This window comes from Clostridium sp. (assembly GCF_047777555.1).
Classification (GTDB): Bacteria; Bacillota; Clostridia; order Clostridiales; family Clostridiaceae; genus Clostridium_H.
On sequence record NZ_JBKEEV010000002.1, the window covers coordinates 473,416 to 488,244 of the forward strand.

Below are 14,829 nucleotides of genomic sequence, written 5' to 3' on the forward strand. Positions count from 1 at the left end.
TTAATATTCATTCCTTTTCATTAAGAAAAAACAAAGCTAAGGTTCCTGGGCCTGAATGTGCTCCAATAACACATCCTACCATGTTAATTATAAATTTATTACATCCAAAGTTCTCTTCAAGCATTCTCTTTATCACTTCTACAGCTTCCATATCATCACCATGAGATATACCAATAATCTGTTCCTTTAAATCTACTCCTCTTTCACCAGCTATCTCTACAATTCTTTTTAAAGCCTTTTTTCGTCCTCTTACCTTTTCCTTAGGCATAAGCTTTCCATCTTCCACATCTAATACAGGCTTTATATTCAAAATTCCGCCTATCATAGCTGCTGCTCTGCTTACTCTTCCTCCTCTTAGCAGATACTCTAAATCATCTACAGTGAAAATATGTTCCATATGCTCAGAATTAAATTCTATTGATTTTATGATTTCGTCTTTATTCTTTCCTTCCTTAGCCATCTTAGCAGCTTTATATACCACTAGACCAAGCCCTAAGGAAGCGCATTTAGTATCAATAGTGTATATCTTAAAATCAGGATATGTTTCCAAAACCTCTTCTTTAGCTATTATCGCTGATTGATATGTTCCTGTTAATTGTGATGAAAATCCTATATATATAACCTCATCTTTATTTTCAGCATGCTTAATAAATACATCTTTAAACTTGCTTGGAGGCACTTGAGAGGTTGTATATATTGTTCCTTCTCTCATATTATTATATAATTCTTCCGGCTGTATACTTTCACCATCTAAGTATTCATTGCCTTCTGCGTAAACAAATAAAGGAAGAACCTCAATATTGTATTCTTCTATAATGTCGCGGGGCAAATCACACCCACTATCAGTGATTATTTTTATTGCCATCCCATCGTCTCCTTTATAACTTATCTATTAATTTATTCTAAAAAGGTTACTTACCCTAGTATATATCAAAATAGACACTTTTTGCACTATTTTTTGTATTTTCATTTTCGGTTATCTACAAATTTTTTCTAATTTCCGGCTAATTTGATTTTTATTAATATCCTAAAGTTTCTGTTACCCCAAATATAATTCCATATGGATTGGTTTTATAAAAGTGATAGTCCAAGTCATGTGCAATTCTATGAGCTTTTATAATGTATGTCTTATCCCTTTTCTCTGATCCAATTCTTAAATCCTTTGCTAGCTCATTAAGGTCATTTTTTAATGGCATATAATCTATTATCTTATCCCTTTCTAAAATTAAATCAGCCACTTTACTGCATTCCATATATTCATCTTCATCTGGTGAACCATTCCACCCTACTATGGTGTTTAAAAAAGAATGTGTATCGCTTACGATATCTCTTGCTTCTCTGCAGTTTCCTAAACTTTCAAAATTACATTTTACTGTCTTATCTTTATTATTTATCATAATACTGCTATTTATGTTTGTATTTAATGTACTTTTTTCCTGACTAAATAAGTTAAATACTTTATAAACAACTATACTACTTAATATAATTGCAATCATAAAAGAAATTAAATAGTCCCTAATCTCCAACTTAGTTGATTCATCTTCATAACAAATATTACTTATATTCTTTTTTAAATAACTCATTTATTTTCTTCCTTTCTTATACCCCTTTTCTTTCTATTAATTTCCAATAAACTATTTTTTAATCACTTTATCCAAACTTATATCTTAAAATAAAAAAGCCTACAGAAACAGCAATCTGTAAGCTTTTATTATCTACTTATAAATATAAATAAATCTTTCCATATAATATAAAAACACCTGATTATATTGTCCTGAAAAGTAGTAATCACTTCCATGTCCTCCTAGAGGCATTCTCATTATTGCACATCTTTCATTTCCTTTTAATATATATTTATTTTTTAGATTCTCAGAAAGTTCTATAGGCACTAGACTATCCCTTGTTCCCTGATATATGAGACATGGTGGACTACTTTTTTCTACCAAAGAAATAGGATTTACAAATTCCTCTCTTCCACCTATTTCTCCTAAATTTGAGAGGCCATTAGCTGGATAGAAAGGTATTATTCCCTTTATATTTATTTTATTAGAAAAAATATCATCATATCTTCCGCTCTTTATGGCTAAAGCAGCTGCTGTTGATAGATGCCCTCCAGCAGACCCGCCCGAAATAAACACAGAATCTAAATTAGCTCCATATTCTTCAGCATTTCTTTCAAGATACTTTGTAAATATGCCTATATGCTTTATCATATCATCAATATTAAAATTTCCTTTTACATTATCTCCTTCTCCTAGTTCTAAGGTCAAAGAGCTGTTATTAGAAAGCCCATATTGAATATCAAACACCGTATAACCTTGCCCTGCAAAATACTTATTCATCTGGAGCATGTTCATTTCGCCTTTATCCCCAGCAACCCAAGCTCCTCCATGAATACGAATAATACATGTTCCTATTCCTGGAAGGCTTTTATCTAATTTTTTAGGCATATACACATCAAAATACAGCTTAACCTCTTTCTTATTACTATCAGTACCCTTATAAAACATTATGTCCTTCTTAACCACAAAATCGTGAGAATCTATACCTAAAAAGTAAGCAGGAATACAAAAAGGAGTTTTTAGAAGATATTTTTTATGATTTTTATCTATCTTTTCTCTCCACTCCTTTCCAAAAGCTTCAGAAAACTCTTTCTCACATTTTTTTATTGTATAAGGTGTTAAAACAAAGGATAAAATACATATTACTACAACCGCTGTACCAATAATAGAAACAAAATAGTATATCTTTGTGTTTTTATCTTTGACCTTTAAGCTTAGCAGTATAATAAGGTTGCTCCAAAAGATAAATCCAAAGAAAACTGAAAATCCTACTGTATAAACTTCAAGATTTCTTATATCATGTCTAGTTAGAATAATCCAAGAAAAAAACACTCCAAATATTAAAACTATATAGCACAGGATTTTAAAAAATCCTTTTAAAATCCTTCCCCTATCTTCTTTATTATAATTATTTTGAATTTTAAAATTTGCAGTGCTTAAATAGGATAAGACCATACCAAAAATAAATATAGAAAAATAGCTTAAGTAAATTAGAATATATACATATTTATCATCTTTTAAATTATTAAAATAAGAATTGGATAAAGTAATATTTCCTATCATCATACCAAACATAGCAAATATATTATTTATAAGATATACATACCCTAATATCCTAATTACTTTTATTTCTTTATGATTTTTCTTAATTAAAACTATATTATTTATATACGCTAATAAAAAGTTTCCTACTAATGCTGCAATCAATATAACTCCAAATACATTCCAGGTACTAGTGTAATATTTTATATTTATATAGCAAATTCCCAAAATAACGCATAAACAGTTTAGTATTAATAATAACTTACCTAAATACTTTCTCACATAATCGCTTTCAAGCTTTAAATTCACATGAATTCCCCCAGCAAAATTTTCTTAATATCAAGGTCATAATTTATTTTTTCATAAATCCAATTCATATATGTAACAAATTTTATTAGGTATGAATAGTATGTATTATGAAGCTTGAAAGGAGGAAGGACAAGCCTATATATACTAACTTCAATAATTATGGTAATTGTGGTAATAATTATAAACCTAATCCTCAACCAAAATTTTGTCCAGAAGAACCTGGAACTATTATTAGAATATCTATACCTGCAGGAGCAACTCTTCGTTTAGGTTTTATTGAAGTTACCTCTCCTAGCGGTATATGCCTACTAGTTAAACTAAGAAAATTATTTGACAAAAAAAATCCCATAGGCGATATTGCAGACCTTGCAAAGAAATGTGGGGCAAATATAGAAATTTTGCAGGAATAAATAATGACTAAATTTATATAAAGAAAGGGGCTAGAGAAATGCTTATCTCTAGCTCCTTTTTATTATAAAACTTATAGATTTCTTTCGTAACTTTCTACCATTTTCTTAACCATTTGTCCGCCTATTGAACCTGCTTCTCTTGAAGTTAAATCTCCATTATATCCTTCTTTAAGATTTACTCCTACTTCTTTAGCAGCCTCCATTTTGAATCTGTTTAACCCCTCTCTAGCTTCTGGTACTAACACTCTATTATTTCTTGCCATATTTTTTTCCTCCTTTTTAAATCAATTTTTATAATATTAACTCAAACCATTACTTAATTAATAATTAGCTATTAATTAAGTATTAGTAGTTTGCGCTTATGAATATCAATTAAACTATTAAACTAAAGGAACTTGTACCATAAGATTCCACACTCATATTATGTAAATATAAATTTATTTTTTTAGTTATATATCAAAAAATAAAAATAGCCCAAAAGCTATGCTTTTGAGTTATTTTTTTATTTTTATTTTAGATTATTTCTTTCGTAAGATTCTATCATTTTCTTAACCATTTGTCCGCCTATTGAGCCTGCTTCTCTTGAAGTTAAGTCTCCATTATATCCTTCTTTAAGATTTACTCCTACTTCTTGAGCAGATTCCATTTTGAATTTGTTTAGTCCTTCTCTAGCTTCTGGTACTAATACTCTATTATTGTTATTGCTTGCCATATTAAATTCCTCCTCATATTTTTAATAAGTACTTAAGCATTTGTTAAGTATTAATATTTTGTTCTTATAGCAACTTATTAAACTATTAAATTAAAGGAACTTGTACCACAGCATAGCAATAAAGTATATTATCTATATTTATTCAAAAAATAATCTAGCCTTACAAACTATGGTGCTCCCAACAGGAATCGAACCTGCGACCTACTGATTACGAATCAGTTGCTCTACCATCTGAGCTATAGGAGCATTTTTATCATATGTTTTATTTTAATACTTATAAAAATTTTTTTCAATATTATAAAAAAGAAAAAAGCATACAGCATATACACTGCATACTTTTATTCTCGATGTATAACATCTAATCTTCCAAACTTACTATATTGTCCAAGCCAAGCAAGTTTTACTGTGCCAACTGGGCCGTTTCTCTGTTTTGCGATTATACATTCTGCTACATTCTTATCTTCTGATTCTTTATTATAGTATTCATCTCTATATAAAAACATAACAAGGTCAGCATCCTGCTCAATAGAACCAGATTCTCTAAGGTCAGATAGCATAGGTCTATGATCAGCTCTCTGCTCAGGAGCACGAGATAACTGAGAAAGAGCTATGATAGGACAATGCATTTCCTTAGCTAAAGCCTTTATAGATCTTGAAATCTCAGATACCTCTTGCTGTCTACTCTCTGAATGGCTACTTCCTGTCATAAGCTGAAGATAGTCTATTACTATTAAATCTATTCCATGTTCTATTTTTAATCTCCTGCACTTAGAACGCATTTCCATAACTGATACTCCTGGTGTATCATCTATAAATATTTTAGAAGCAGCAATTGGACCTGAAGCTCTTGCTATTCTTTCCCAATCACTATCCTCTAAATTTCCTGTTCTAAGCTTCAACATATCAATATTAGCCTCAGCACAAAGTATTTTGTTTGCCAGCTGTTCTTTTGACATTTCTAAAGAAAATATAACTACGCTTTTGCCCTCTCTTATTGCTGCATATTGAGCAATATTTACAGCAAAAGTTGTCTTTCCCATAGAAGGTCTTGCTGCAACTAGTATCATATCTCCAGGCTGAAGACCTGAGGTTTGTGCATCCAGCTCTGGAAATCCTGTAGGAACTCCAGTAGTCTCTCCCTTTTGGTTAAACATTTTTTCTATCTGCTCAAAGCCTCTTTCAAGAACTACACTTATAGGCTCAAAATCACTAGTTATTCTTTTTTCAGCTATATCAAAAATTCTTTTTTCCGCACCATCTAATACTTTAGGAACATCGTCTTGTTTTGAGTAACATTCTTCCATTATATCTGCTGATGCCTTTATAAGTTTTCTCAAAATAGCCTTTTCCTCTACTATTTTTACATAAGAATTAAGATTAATTGTAGATTCTACAGAACTACTGAGTTCACCTATATAAGTCATTCCTCCAACTGCCTGCAGCTTCTCTGTAGACTGCAAGTGTTCTATTAGAGTTACCATATCCACGGGTATATCTTTTGAATATAATTCTACTATAGCATTAAAAATAATTTTATGACTTTCCCTATAAAAATCGTCTCCCCTTAATACCTCTGCAGCCTGAGCTATAGATGTCTTGTCTATAAGCATGCAGCCCAGCACTCTTTGCTCGGCTTGAAGATTATGTGGTAAAACTCTAAGAGGTGTTGTTTCCATTGCAATCTCTCCTACTATCTAGTTAAAATTATTTATCCTTAAAAACAATTTTAATTAGCTCATCTATATTATCAATTGCTTTAACTTCAATATCATTTAAACCTGTTGGAACTTCATTTATATTGTCTTTAGGAACTAATACAAGCTTTATTCCCTTTCTTCTAGCACCATACACCTTTTCAAATATACCTCCAACTGGCTTTATCTTTCCTCTTAAAGATATTTCTCCTGTTATAGCTGTATCTTGTCTTATAGGTTTATTTAAAAGGGCACTTATAATAGAAATAGTAATTGCAGCACCAGCTGAAGGACCATCTATGCGTCCTCCCCCTATTACATTGACATGAATGTCATAATCACTAATATCTTTATCTGTGATTTTTCTTATTACAGAGGCAGCATTAAAAACAGAATCCTTTGCCATACTTCCTGCAGTATCATTAAATCTTACTCTTCCTCTGCCTTTTTCCTTTGCTTCAAAAACTGCAGCTTCTATTTCTATAGTAGATCCAACATAGCCGCTAACTCCAAGTCCATAAACATGGCCTACCTCATACTTTTCTTCTTCTGAAATTTGTTCATAAGGAGTAAGCCTGCTTATAGATATAATCTCTTCCACAGATTTAATAGTTATTTTCATATTTTCTACAGAACCTAATTCATTGTATAAAGTATATCCATATGCATCTGCTAATATATTTATAGCTTTTCTTCCTTCTATTGTATATCTGCTTATGAGTTCAGCTGCTCCATCTTCAAGTTCTACATTTAGCTTTTTAGCTGCATTTTTTACTATACTTTCTATATCCTTTGAAGATAATGGCTCAAAATAAACTGCTGTACACCTAGATCTTAAAGCTGGATTTATTTCACTTGGCTCTCTTGTTGTTGCACCAATCAAAACAAAATCTGCTGGTGCTCCATTTTCAAATAGATATTTTATATACTTAGGAATATTTTCATCGTCTGGATCATAATAAGATGATGAAAATTCAACTTTCTTATCTTCTAAAACCTTTAACAGCTTATTTTGAAGTGTAGTATCCAATTCTCCTATTTCATCTATAAATAATACCCCACCATGAGCTTCTGTAACCAAGCCTGGCTTTGGTTCTGGTACACCCATTTCTGCTAAATCTCTTTTACTTCCCTGATATATAGGGTCATGCACTGAACCTAATAATGGATTAGTTATCTCTCTTGGATCCCATCTTAGAGTTGTTCCATCCACTTCTACAAATTTAGCATCATTATCAAAAGGTGTGTATTTTAGTTTTTTAGCTTCTTCTAATGCAAGCCTTGCCGCTGTAGTTTTTCCAACTCCTGGAGGCCCATAAAGAATTATATGCTGTGGATATGGAGAAGCTATTTTAGATAAAAGTGACTTTATAGCTCTTTCCTGACCTACAATCTCAGAAAAAGCTTGAGGCCTTAATATGGACTGAATGTTCTTAGAAAGTTTTTTAGAGTTCAACAATTCTAATTTCGCATATTTCTTTAGAGTCTTTGCATTTTCAGAACCCTTTTTCTTTCTAATAATTCCAAGCCTTATTTCATCTATATACTTTTCCTGCTTTTCTAAAACAACCTGCTCAACTTCTTTTTCTATGCTATTTTCAACATATCTTCTAGCAATGGTTTCAGCTATATATTTTTTAGTGCTTTCTATAGCTTCTACTAAATTATTGTCATCTGGTACTATATCTATACCTTCACCATCACTTGCAATCTTGTTTATAGCATAGAGCCTTTTATATATATCATCGCTATAAAGGTATTTGCTAAGCTTATGTTTTACAACTCTTGCTTTAATAGTTCTTTCATCTATAACCTTTCTCATTACTTCGTCTAGTATATTAACTTGTGTTTCTATAGGCATAGTATCTTTTATAAAATCAATTGCGTTTTTTAGATTCTCATCTACTACTGAAAACTTCAATATATTTCACCCTTAAGAAAGCTTATTTCAGATGCTCTCCCTCAGGTATCCCCCCTTCTTTAAGAGCTACTGTTCTTCGATTATAACTTTAATTTTTGTAGAAATTTCAGGATATAACTTAATCTCTGCCTCATAAGTTCCTATGTTTTTGATAGTTCCTACTACTATCTTTTTCTTATCTACTTCAACGTTGTATTGTTTTTTTAGTTCAGTTGCTATATCTTTACTTGTTATAGCACCAAATAATCTTCCGCCTTCTCCCGCTTTAGCACTTATTTTTATTTCCTTATTTCTTAATTCTTCTGCTACCTTCTGAGCAGCCTCAGTTTCAGCTAATTTCTTCTTTCTTTCTGCTTCTTTTTGTTTATTCAGAATATGAATATTTGCATCTGTTGCCTCTTTAGCAAGTCCCCTTGGTATTAAAAAGTTTCTTGCATATCCATCTGATGCATTTATTACTTCTCCTTTTTTTCCCTGTCCTTTAACATCCTTTAGTAATATTAATTTCATTACTCCTCACCTTCCCTTAAGTATTCATCAATAGCATTTTGTAATTTTTCTTTTGCTTCATCCATAGAAACATTACTCATCTTTGTGCCTGCTATGGTAATATGTCCTCCGCCACCTAATGTTTCTAATATTACCTGAACGTTTATATCGCCAAATGATCTGCCACTTATAAATACTTCATCTCCTATTTTAACAAGAACAAATGACGCTTGAACACCTGTAATATTTAGTAATTCATCCGCTACTTGTGCAGCTAATACATTGTCTTTTATATCTGGTGGACAAAGGACAATGGCTATATCATTTTTAACCTCTGCAAGGCTTATAAGTTCAGCTTTTTTTAAATAAGTTTCTAAATGATCAGCAAACATTTTCTTAACTTCTATTATATCAGCTCCTAAATGTCTTAGGTAGGCTGCAGCTTCAAAAGTTCTAACCCCTGTCTTGAAATAAAAATTCTTTGTATCTACATATATACCAGCAAGAAGCATTTCTGCCTCGAAAAATGTTATATGCTGCTTAGGATTTTCAATCATATACTGTATCATCTCAGTAACAAGTTCACAAGTAGAAGAAGCATAAGGCTCTATATAGCTCAGTAAAGTGTTTTCCACTGCAGTTGTAGATTTTCTATGATGATCTATGATTACCTTTCTTTCTATAGCCTGTAACAATTCTTTATTTTGAACATACTCTCTGCTATTTACATCTACAAGTATAAGTAGGCTATTAGCATCACAAATTCTTAAACAAATTTCCTTGGAAATAAATATATCATCATATAGATTATTTTCCCTTATTCTTTCTATAGGATTTTCTATTCCACTATTAACTTTATCTAATACAATGAATACATCTTTTCCAAGAGCCTTCACTACGCTCCTAATCCCTATTGCAGAACCTAAAGCATCTATATCTGGATTAATATGTCCCATTATAAATATTTTACTGCTTTCATTTATTAAATTAACTAAAGCATGAGCAATAACTCTTGCCCTTACCTTAGTTCTTTTTTCAAACTCCTTAGTCTTTCCTCCAAAAAACTCTAGCTTATCCTTTGTCTTTACAACTACCTGATCTCCTCCTCGGCTTAAAGCTAGTTCCTTAGCCGACATAGCAAATTCATGATTTTGGAGTGGAGTATCTCCATCACATCCTACTCCTATACTAAGAGTAACAGTTAATTTGTTGCCATAATTTATTTCTCTTATTTCATCTAATATATCAAAATTTTTTTTCATTTCTTCTTCTATATTTTTATAATGGGCTACAATTGCATACTTACTTGAAGAATATTTTATAATCATTGCCTTTAAAGCTTGTGCATAATTTATTAAAGTTCTCTCTATTTCAGCAGATAAGATTACAGCTTTATCTTCTTCTGTAGTTTTTAAAACATCACTTAAATTATCAACTTCTACATGCATTATAGAATATCTATTTTCTTCTATTTTTCTACCTAGCTCAACTTCACGAGTGACTTCATAAAAGTACAAGATTATAGCATTGTCCTTTGTAGATGGCTTATTGTTTATATTTACAAAAACATTATAGTACCTATTTTTTATGTTGACATGTTCAAAAAACCTTTTTTTCTCATTAATTATTTCATCCATATTTATTTCTTTTATAATTTCCTGAACCTTTTTACCTAAAAAATCTTCTTTTTCAAGAATGTCTAGAAAGAACTGGTTATACCATAATATATTGCCTTTATTTTCCACAATAATTAATGCAAAAGGTGAATTAACTAATACATTTCTTGAGGAAATATCTAATTTTGAAGAAAACTCCTCTAGAAGCCTTTTCCACTCATCCTTTTTCGTCTTTGATTCTTTTATATTATATACTACAAAAATTATATACAGTAATAAGAATATACCTCCTACTATAAAGTGACCTAATATAAAAAAAACGCAAATAAGTAAAGCAATGGCATAAACTGAAAGCTTGTTGTGTTCAAGAAAAAAATTATTATTCATATATTATTCCCTCGGCTTAATTACTCTTATTGGATTTGGGTCAAGTTTTCTTAGATTTAATATTATATCCATAAGTCCTAGAATAGAAAATGCACTAGAAAATATAGGTGTAAATATTCCTATAATGAACATTATAATTATTACACCTTTAGGTAGTTTTGCTCTTTCCCTTAGGATATAGGCAAGATACGCCATTCCATCAAGAGACAATACAAATGATATTATTAAATGTCCTATTCCAACTGCATAAACAGCCCATGATACATCTCTTGAATTTAATATTATTCCCAAACATTCTATTATTATAAGCACAGCCAAAAATCTATTAGGAATATATATTCTAGTAAAAGACACCAAAGGTGGAATTTCATATCTTAGCTTTTTCAAAGTTTTTTGTGTTAAAAAATAGTTTATGTACGCCTGGATTAAACTGCTTATAATTAGCGCTATAGGTATTATTATTATTAAATTTTCAACGGTTAAATAATCTATAAACTGGTTTATAGAATTTATAGCTTCCTGAGGAGCATTCATACTTATATATATATTTCTACTTTCTACAAAGGCTCCTTTAAGCTCCTCTACAGTAAGATTTATATATTCAACTAGTCCTTTTTTATTGACTAAAAAAGCATATATCATAAATTTTATAATATTGCTGATAATATTAGCTGCACCTACTATAAGTATGGCCGCCTGACTGCTTTTTTTATTCTTTATGCAATATCCTAGACTAATCCCTGTAAACCCATAACTTATCCCTGATACTAATGCAGATATTGGGTTATAAAAAATTGCTGCTAAGACCATACTCATAATTACTGCAATTAAAGCTATTCCTGTATCATGCCTTACATATAATAATGTTATTGGAATAGGCAAAATAAACATTCCTACGTCTGATAAAATAGGTACATATGCAGTAATTAATAAAATCAAAAAAACCAAGGCAAACATGATTGCTGTTTCTGTTATTACCTTTGCTGTGTACTTTTCTTTTTTCATCTTATCCTCCACTAACGCTTACTATTCAAATAAGAATGTAACTTACTTAAATTCTTAGTTTCCTTTTCAATTACATCACCTTCAGCTATTCCTATTTTAAGCTTCTTCTTCATATCTTCATCTACTTCTTCATATGAATATCCTAATCTTTCTCCTAATATATATAATATTATTATTGCCCCAGAAATACATTCTAAAATAGCATCTTGAGCAATATTGCTTCCTCTAGCTAGTAATTTAAAAAAATCTCCTATAATGCATAAGAGTTCAGCCTTTAGGTTTTCAATTATTCTTATACTTGACATGATATTAAAGTCTTCCTTATTCATATAACACCATCCCCTAAGTCATCCTATATATATATTTTAGTTATTTTTCCCTTAGTATGCAACTTTAGTTTAATTTATTTGTTATATGTAAAAAAGCAGTGTCCTTTTGACACTGCCTTATTGTTATACTAGTCTGTTGTGAATGGTAATAAAGCAACATTTCTTGCTCTCTTTATTGCCACTGTTAATTCTCTTTGATGCTTAGCACAGTTTCCAGAAATTCTTCTTGGAAGAATTTTACCTCTTTCTGTAACATACTTTCTTAATTTGTTTACATCTTTGTAATCTATGAAAGCAGATTTATCTGAACAGAAAGCGCAAACTTTCTTTCTTCTTCTCTTTGCACCTTTTTTATTTACGAAAGACATGCTATTTCCCTCCTTACCTTTTTATTTATAAACCGAATTAGTTAAAATGGTATATCACCATCATCAATTGGGGTAATCTCATCTTCATACCCGTTTTGATTAAATATGTCATTACTATCTGATGGAATACTATGATTATCTCCTTGAAGAATAGATTCACTTCTATCATAGTTAGCAACTGCATTTCTAGACTCTAAGAATTGTACCTCATCAGCAACAACTTCTGTCACATATCTTCTAGTACCATCTTTAGCTTCATAACTTCTAGTTTGTATTGAGCCACTTACTCCAACTAGTCTACCTTTGCTTACATAATTAGCTGTGTTCTCAGCTGTTTTTCCCCATACTACTATAGGTATAAAATCTGCATCAGGTTGACCTTGGCTTTTAAAACGTCTGTTAACAGCTAAAGTGAAAGATGCAACAGCTCTTCCTGTTCCTGGAGTGAATCTTAGCTCTGGGTCTTTAGTTAATCTTCCAACTAACACAACTCTATTCATCTTTGCACCGCCTACTTTTCAGGATTGATTACCATGTATCTCATAACTCCATCAGTAATTCTGAATATTCTTTCTAATTCTCTAGGTAATTCAGGATTAGCTTTGAAGTTGATTAGAGTGTAATATCCTTCGTTAACTTTGTCTATTGGATAAGCAAGTTTTCTCTTACCCCACTCATCAACGTTATCAATTACTCCTCCAGCATTTTCTATTACACCTTTAAACTTCTCGATATTAGCTTTTATAGCTTCTTCTTCAAGAGATGGTTGTAATATAAATAGTGCTTCGTAATTTCTCATTGATTTCACCTCCTCCCCTCGGACTAACGGCTGTGAATATCACAGCAGGGACTACATTTGTTTATTTTATCATTTATCCCAATAAAAATCAAGATATTATTTTTTATTTCCACCTAAAGTCGTTTTAAACATTATCTTGCTGATTTTGGGGCAAATTTTGTTTTACTATTTTCTTCACTCTTTTTTGAAATTGACTTCTTGGAAGCATAACTATTCTCCCGCATCCTAAACACTTAATCTTTACATCTGCCCCTAATCTTATTACTTCCCATTCTTTGCTCCCACATGGGTGTTCTTTTTTCATTTCAACTATGTCCCCTAAATAAAATTCCTTTACCATATCTTTACCCCTTTACATTTAAGTTTTTAATGTATTCTAATTATAACATAATATATTAAATGATATCATGTCTATCTATATTTTTATAAATATTCTATTAACTCCTTAGGTATTCAAAGTATAAAAAATCTTACTTTTGTAAATAATTATGGAAAAGGAGGTTTTTTATAATGAGTAGTAAATTAACTTTAAACTCCATGGAAATAGATTCAGTATATAAACTTAGAGATATCCTTTCTGAAAAACTTATCAAAATAATAAAATCTAAACGTCCTATTATTTTTCTTTGCATCGGTACAGATAGATCAACTGGAGATAGTCTTGGACCACTAATAGGACATAAATTACAAAATATTCTTAGTGATGAATTTATTTTATATGGAACCTTAGAGCATCCTGTTCATGCCAAAAATCTATGTTCAGTAATAGAAGAAATAAATCTTAAATATAATGATCCGTACATAATAGCTATAGATGCATGTCTTGGCAGTCTCCAAAATATCGGAAATATAGTCATAGAAGATAAACCTTTATCTCCAGGAGCAGCTATGAATAAAAAACTGCCTTCAGTTGGGAACCTCAGTATAACAGGAATAGTTAATATATCAGGTACTTTAGAATTTATGGTCCTTCAAAATACAAGATTATATACAGTTATGCATTTAGCTGATGTTATTTCTCGAGGAATATATCATTCTATACTAAAAACAGTAGGAAGCAAAAAAAAGTCCAACTTTAATCTGGCATTGTCCAGCACTGTTGAAAGTTTAAAGGTTAAATATAAATAAGCTCCAGAGATAATTATCTTTGGAGCTTATTTATATTTAATTTACCTTATTACATGCATCTAATAAAACTTCTTCTTCCTCTTCTGAAAGCTCATATCTTGAAATTCCTTTATCTATTGGCTTTGCATAAACTATACTTTCATCTCTTCCATAAATTCCCGTAAGTACAATTCCATCATTATTTCCGTTCAACATAGCTATTGAAAAACTCAAATCGCTTCCAATATCTTCGAAAGCTTTATATCTTACCATTGAAACTTTTTGAGTGCAATTCTTTAGTCTATTAATTAATTCTTCATGTTGAGATTTTATTTCTTCTGTCTTTTCTTCTACTTCATCTATTCTATCAAAATAGCTTAATACAACCTCTTCTAAATTTTTATTATTAACTCCTCTAGTTAATTTTCTATATTTGTTTTCTAATTTATTAATAGAGTTTAGAATAACTATTATAGCTATAATTAATATTACTGTAATAATAGAAAGACTTACTATTATGTATGGTTGAAATTGTTCTAAAATGCCTAACATCTCTTTCATTTATTATGTCCTCCTCTA

18 protein-coding genes and 1 tRNA gene are annotated in these 14,829 nt (G+C 30.6%); 2 read left to right on the plus strand and 17 right to left on the minus strand.

Annotated elements, in window-relative coordinates:
* Window positions 1–7: 7 nt before the first annotated feature.
* The 3 genes from ACFWTK_RS05625 to ACFWTK_RS05635 all read right to left on the minus strand — a co-directional run bounded on the left by ACFWTK_RS05625 (window position 8) and on the right by ACFWTK_RS05635 (window position 3,413).
* Window positions 8–865, minus strand: coding sequence for a DegV family protein (locus ACFWTK_RS05625; protein WP_415875099.1), 858 nt, complete (start codon window positions 863–865; stop codon window positions 8–10).
* A 154-nt stretch (window positions 866–1,019) separates the two neighbouring features.
* The gene (locus tag ACFWTK_RS05630; protein WP_415875100.1) at window positions 1,020–1,583 is read right to left on the minus strand and encodes a hypothetical protein; all 564 of its coding nucleotides are present in this window, start codon (window positions 1,581–1,583) and stop codon (window positions 1,020–1,022) included.
* A gap of 132 nt (window positions 1,584–1,715) precedes the next feature.
* Window positions 1,716–3,413 (minus strand): alpha/beta hydrolase fold domain-containing protein, encoded by a 1,698-nt coding sequence (locus ACFWTK_RS05635; protein ID WP_415875101.1) that lies wholly within the window; start codon window positions 3,411–3,413, stop codon window positions 1,716–1,718.
* A 107-nt stretch (window positions 3,414–3,520) separates the two neighbouring features.
* Between ACFWTK_RS05635 and ACFWTK_RS05640 the strand changes: the two genes are divergently transcribed.
* Window positions 3,521–3,823: a hypothetical protein gene (locus ACFWTK_RS05640; RefSeq protein ID WP_415875102.1), complete on the plus strand. Its 303-nt coding sequence runs from the start codon at window positions 3,521–3,523 to the stop codon at window positions 3,821–3,823.
* 71 nt (window positions 3,824–3,894) lie between these two features.
* Here the strand turns inward: ACFWTK_RS05640 and ACFWTK_RS05645 are convergent, their stop codons facing one another.
* The 13 genes from ACFWTK_RS05645 to ACFWTK_RS05705 all read right to left on the minus strand — a co-directional run bounded on the left by ACFWTK_RS05645 (window position 3,895) and on the right by ACFWTK_RS05705 (window position 13,483).
* Window positions 3,895–4,086 (minus strand): alpha/beta-type small acid-soluble spore protein, encoded by a 192-nt coding sequence (locus tag ACFWTK_RS05645; protein ID WP_415875103.1) that lies wholly within the window; start codon window positions 4,084–4,086, stop codon window positions 3,895–3,897.
* 245 nt (window positions 4,087–4,331) lie between these two features.
* On the minus strand, window positions 4,332–4,535 hold the full coding sequence (locus ACFWTK_RS05650) for an alpha/beta-type small acid-soluble spore protein (protein WP_415875104.1): 204 nt from the start codon (window positions 4,533–4,535) through the stop codon (window positions 4,332–4,334).
* Window positions 4,536–4,705: 170 nt separating this feature from the next.
* Window positions 4,706–4,781 (minus strand) — tRNA-Thr (locus ACFWTK_RS05655).
* Window positions 4,782–4,873: 92 nt separating this feature from the next.
* Window positions 4,874–6,211, minus strand: coding sequence for a replicative DNA helicase (locus ACFWTK_RS05660; protein WP_415875105.1), 1,338 nt, complete (start codon window positions 6,209–6,211; stop codon window positions 4,874–4,876).
* Window positions 6,212–6,239: 28 nt separating this feature from the next.
* Window positions 6,240–8,090, minus strand: a complete 1,851-nt coding sequence (gene lonC, locus ACFWTK_RS05665; protein WP_415875166.1) for a Lon family ATP-dependent protease — start codon at window positions 8,088–8,090, stop codon at window positions 6,240–6,242.
* Between the two features lie 126 nt (window positions 8,091–8,216).
* The gene (rplI, locus tag ACFWTK_RS05670) at window positions 8,217–8,660 is read right to left on the minus strand and encodes a 50S ribosomal protein L9 (protein ID WP_415875106.1); all 444 of its coding nucleotides are present in this window, start codon (window positions 8,658–8,660) and stop codon (window positions 8,217–8,219) included.
* A complete protein-coding gene (locus tag ACFWTK_RS05675; RefSeq protein ID WP_415875107.1) occupies window positions 8,660–10,642 on the minus strand; it encodes a DHH family phosphoesterase in 1,983 nt (660 codons plus the stop codon). Before ACFWTK_RS05675 ends, rplI begins: the two co-directional genes overlap by 1 nt.
* A gap of 3 nt (window positions 10,643–10,645) precedes the next feature.
* Entirely contained in the window at window positions 10,646–11,647 is a 1,002-nt protein-coding gene (locus tag ACFWTK_RS05680) for a DUF2232 domain-containing protein (protein ID WP_415875108.1), read from the minus strand.
* Window positions 11,648–11,658: 11 nt separating this feature from the next.
* A complete protein-coding gene (locus ACFWTK_RS05685) occupies window positions 11,659–11,976 on the minus strand; it encodes a MazG-like family protein (protein WP_415875109.1) in 318 nt (105 codons plus the stop codon).
* Between the two features lie 128 nt (window positions 11,977–12,104).
* Complete coding sequence (gene rpsR, locus ACFWTK_RS05690; protein WP_415875110.1) at window positions 12,105–12,344, minus strand: 30S ribosomal protein S18; 240 nt, start codon at window positions 12,342–12,344, stop codon at window positions 12,105–12,107.
* A gap of 41 nt (window positions 12,345–12,385) precedes the next feature.
* Window positions 12,386–12,844, minus strand: a complete 459-nt coding sequence (locus ACFWTK_RS05695; RefSeq protein ID WP_415875111.1) for a single-stranded DNA-binding protein — start codon at window positions 12,842–12,844, stop codon at window positions 12,386–12,388.
* A gap of 11 nt (window positions 12,845–12,855) precedes the next feature.
* Window positions 12,856–13,143, minus strand: a complete 288-nt coding sequence (gene rpsF / locus ACFWTK_RS05700) for a 30S ribosomal protein S6 (RefSeq protein ID WP_415875112.1) — start codon at window positions 13,141–13,143, stop codon at window positions 12,856–12,858.
* A 124-nt stretch (window positions 13,144–13,267) separates the two neighbouring features.
* Window positions 13,268–13,483, minus strand: coding sequence for a DUF951 domain-containing protein (locus ACFWTK_RS05705; RefSeq protein ID WP_415875113.1), 216 nt, complete (start codon window positions 13,481–13,483; stop codon window positions 13,268–13,270).
* 170 nt (window positions 13,484–13,653) lie between these two features.
* On the opposite strand from ACFWTK_RS05705, the gene yyaC reads away from it, so the two are divergent.
* A complete protein-coding gene (gene yyaC / locus ACFWTK_RS05710) occupies window positions 13,654–14,271 on the plus strand; it encodes a spore protease YyaC (RefSeq protein ID WP_415875114.1) in 618 nt (205 codons plus the stop codon).
* 36 nt (window positions 14,272–14,307) lie between these two features.
* Here the strand turns inward: yyaC and ACFWTK_RS05715 are convergent, their stop codons facing one another.
* Complete coding sequence (locus ACFWTK_RS05715; RefSeq protein ID WP_415875115.1) at window positions 14,308–14,811, minus strand: DUF4446 family protein; 504 nt, start codon at window positions 14,809–14,811, stop codon at window positions 14,308–14,310.
* Window positions 14,812–14,829: the final 18 nt, after the last annotated feature.

Excerpts from the sequence above, each read along its gene's own strand:
- ACFWTK_RS05625 (WP_415875099.1), bottom strand. The coding sequence starts at position 865 with ATGGCAATAAAAATAATCACTGATAGTGGGTGTGATTTGCCCCGCGAC.
- ACFWTK_RS05630 (WP_415875100.1), bottom strand. The coding sequence starts at position 1,583 with ATGAGTTATTTAAAAAAGAATATAAGTAATATTTGTTATGAAGATGAA.
- ACFWTK_RS05640 (WP_415875102.1), top strand. The coding sequence starts at position 3,521 with ATGAAGCTTGAAAGGAGGAAGGACAAGCCTATATATACTAACTTCAAT.
- ACFWTK_RS05645 (WP_415875103.1), bottom strand. The coding sequence starts at position 4,086 with ATGGCAAGAAATAATAGAGTGTTAGTACCAGAAGCTAGAGAGGGGTTA.
- ACFWTK_RS05650 (WP_415875104.1), bottom strand. The coding sequence starts at position 4,535 with ATGGCAAGCAATAACAATAATAGAGTATTAGTACCAGAAGCTAGAGAA.
- ACFWTK_RS05660 (WP_415875105.1), bottom strand. The coding sequence starts at position 6,211 with ATGGAAACAACACCTCTTAGAGTTTTACCACATAATCTTCAAGCCGAG.
- lonC (WP_415875166.1), bottom strand. The coding sequence starts at position 8,090 with ATGCCTATAGAAACACAAGTTAATATACTAGACGAAGTAATGAGAAAG.
- rplI (WP_415875106.1), bottom strand. The coding sequence starts at position 8,660 with ATGAAATTAATATTACTAAAGGATGTTAAAGGACAGGGAAAAAAAGGA.
- ACFWTK_RS05675 (WP_415875107.1), bottom strand. The coding sequence starts at position 10,642 with ATGAATAATAATTTTTTTCTTGAACACAACAAGCTTTCAGTTTATGCC.
- ACFWTK_RS05680 (WP_415875108.1), bottom strand. The coding sequence starts at position 11,647 with ATGAAAAAAGAAAAGTACACAGCAAAGGTAATAACAGAAACAGCAATC.
- ACFWTK_RS05685 (WP_415875109.1), bottom strand. The coding sequence starts at position 11,976 with ATGAATAAGGAAGACTTTAATATCATGTCAAGTATAAGAATAATTGAA.
- rpsR (WP_415875110.1), bottom strand. The coding sequence starts at position 12,344 with ATGTCTTTCGTAAATAAAAAAGGTGCAAAGAGAAGAAGAAAGAAAGTT.
- ACFWTK_RS05695 (WP_415875111.1), bottom strand. The coding sequence starts at position 12,844 with ATGAATAGAGTTGTGTTAGTTGGAAGATTAACTAAAGACCCAGAGCTA.
- rpsF (WP_415875112.1), bottom strand. The coding sequence starts at position 13,143 with ATGAGAAATTACGAAGCACTATTTATATTACAACCATCTCTTGAAGAA.
- ACFWTK_RS05705 (WP_415875113.1), bottom strand. The coding sequence starts at position 13,483 with ATGGTAAAGGAATTTTATTTAGGGGACATAGTTGAAATGAAAAAAGAA.
- yyaC (WP_415875114.1), top strand. The coding sequence starts at position 13,654 with ATGAGTAGTAAATTAACTTTAAACTCCATGGAAATAGATTCAGTATAT.
- ACFWTK_RS05715 (WP_415875115.1), bottom strand. The coding sequence starts at position 14,811 with ATGAAAGAGATGTTAGGCATTTTAGAACAATTTCAACCATACATAATA.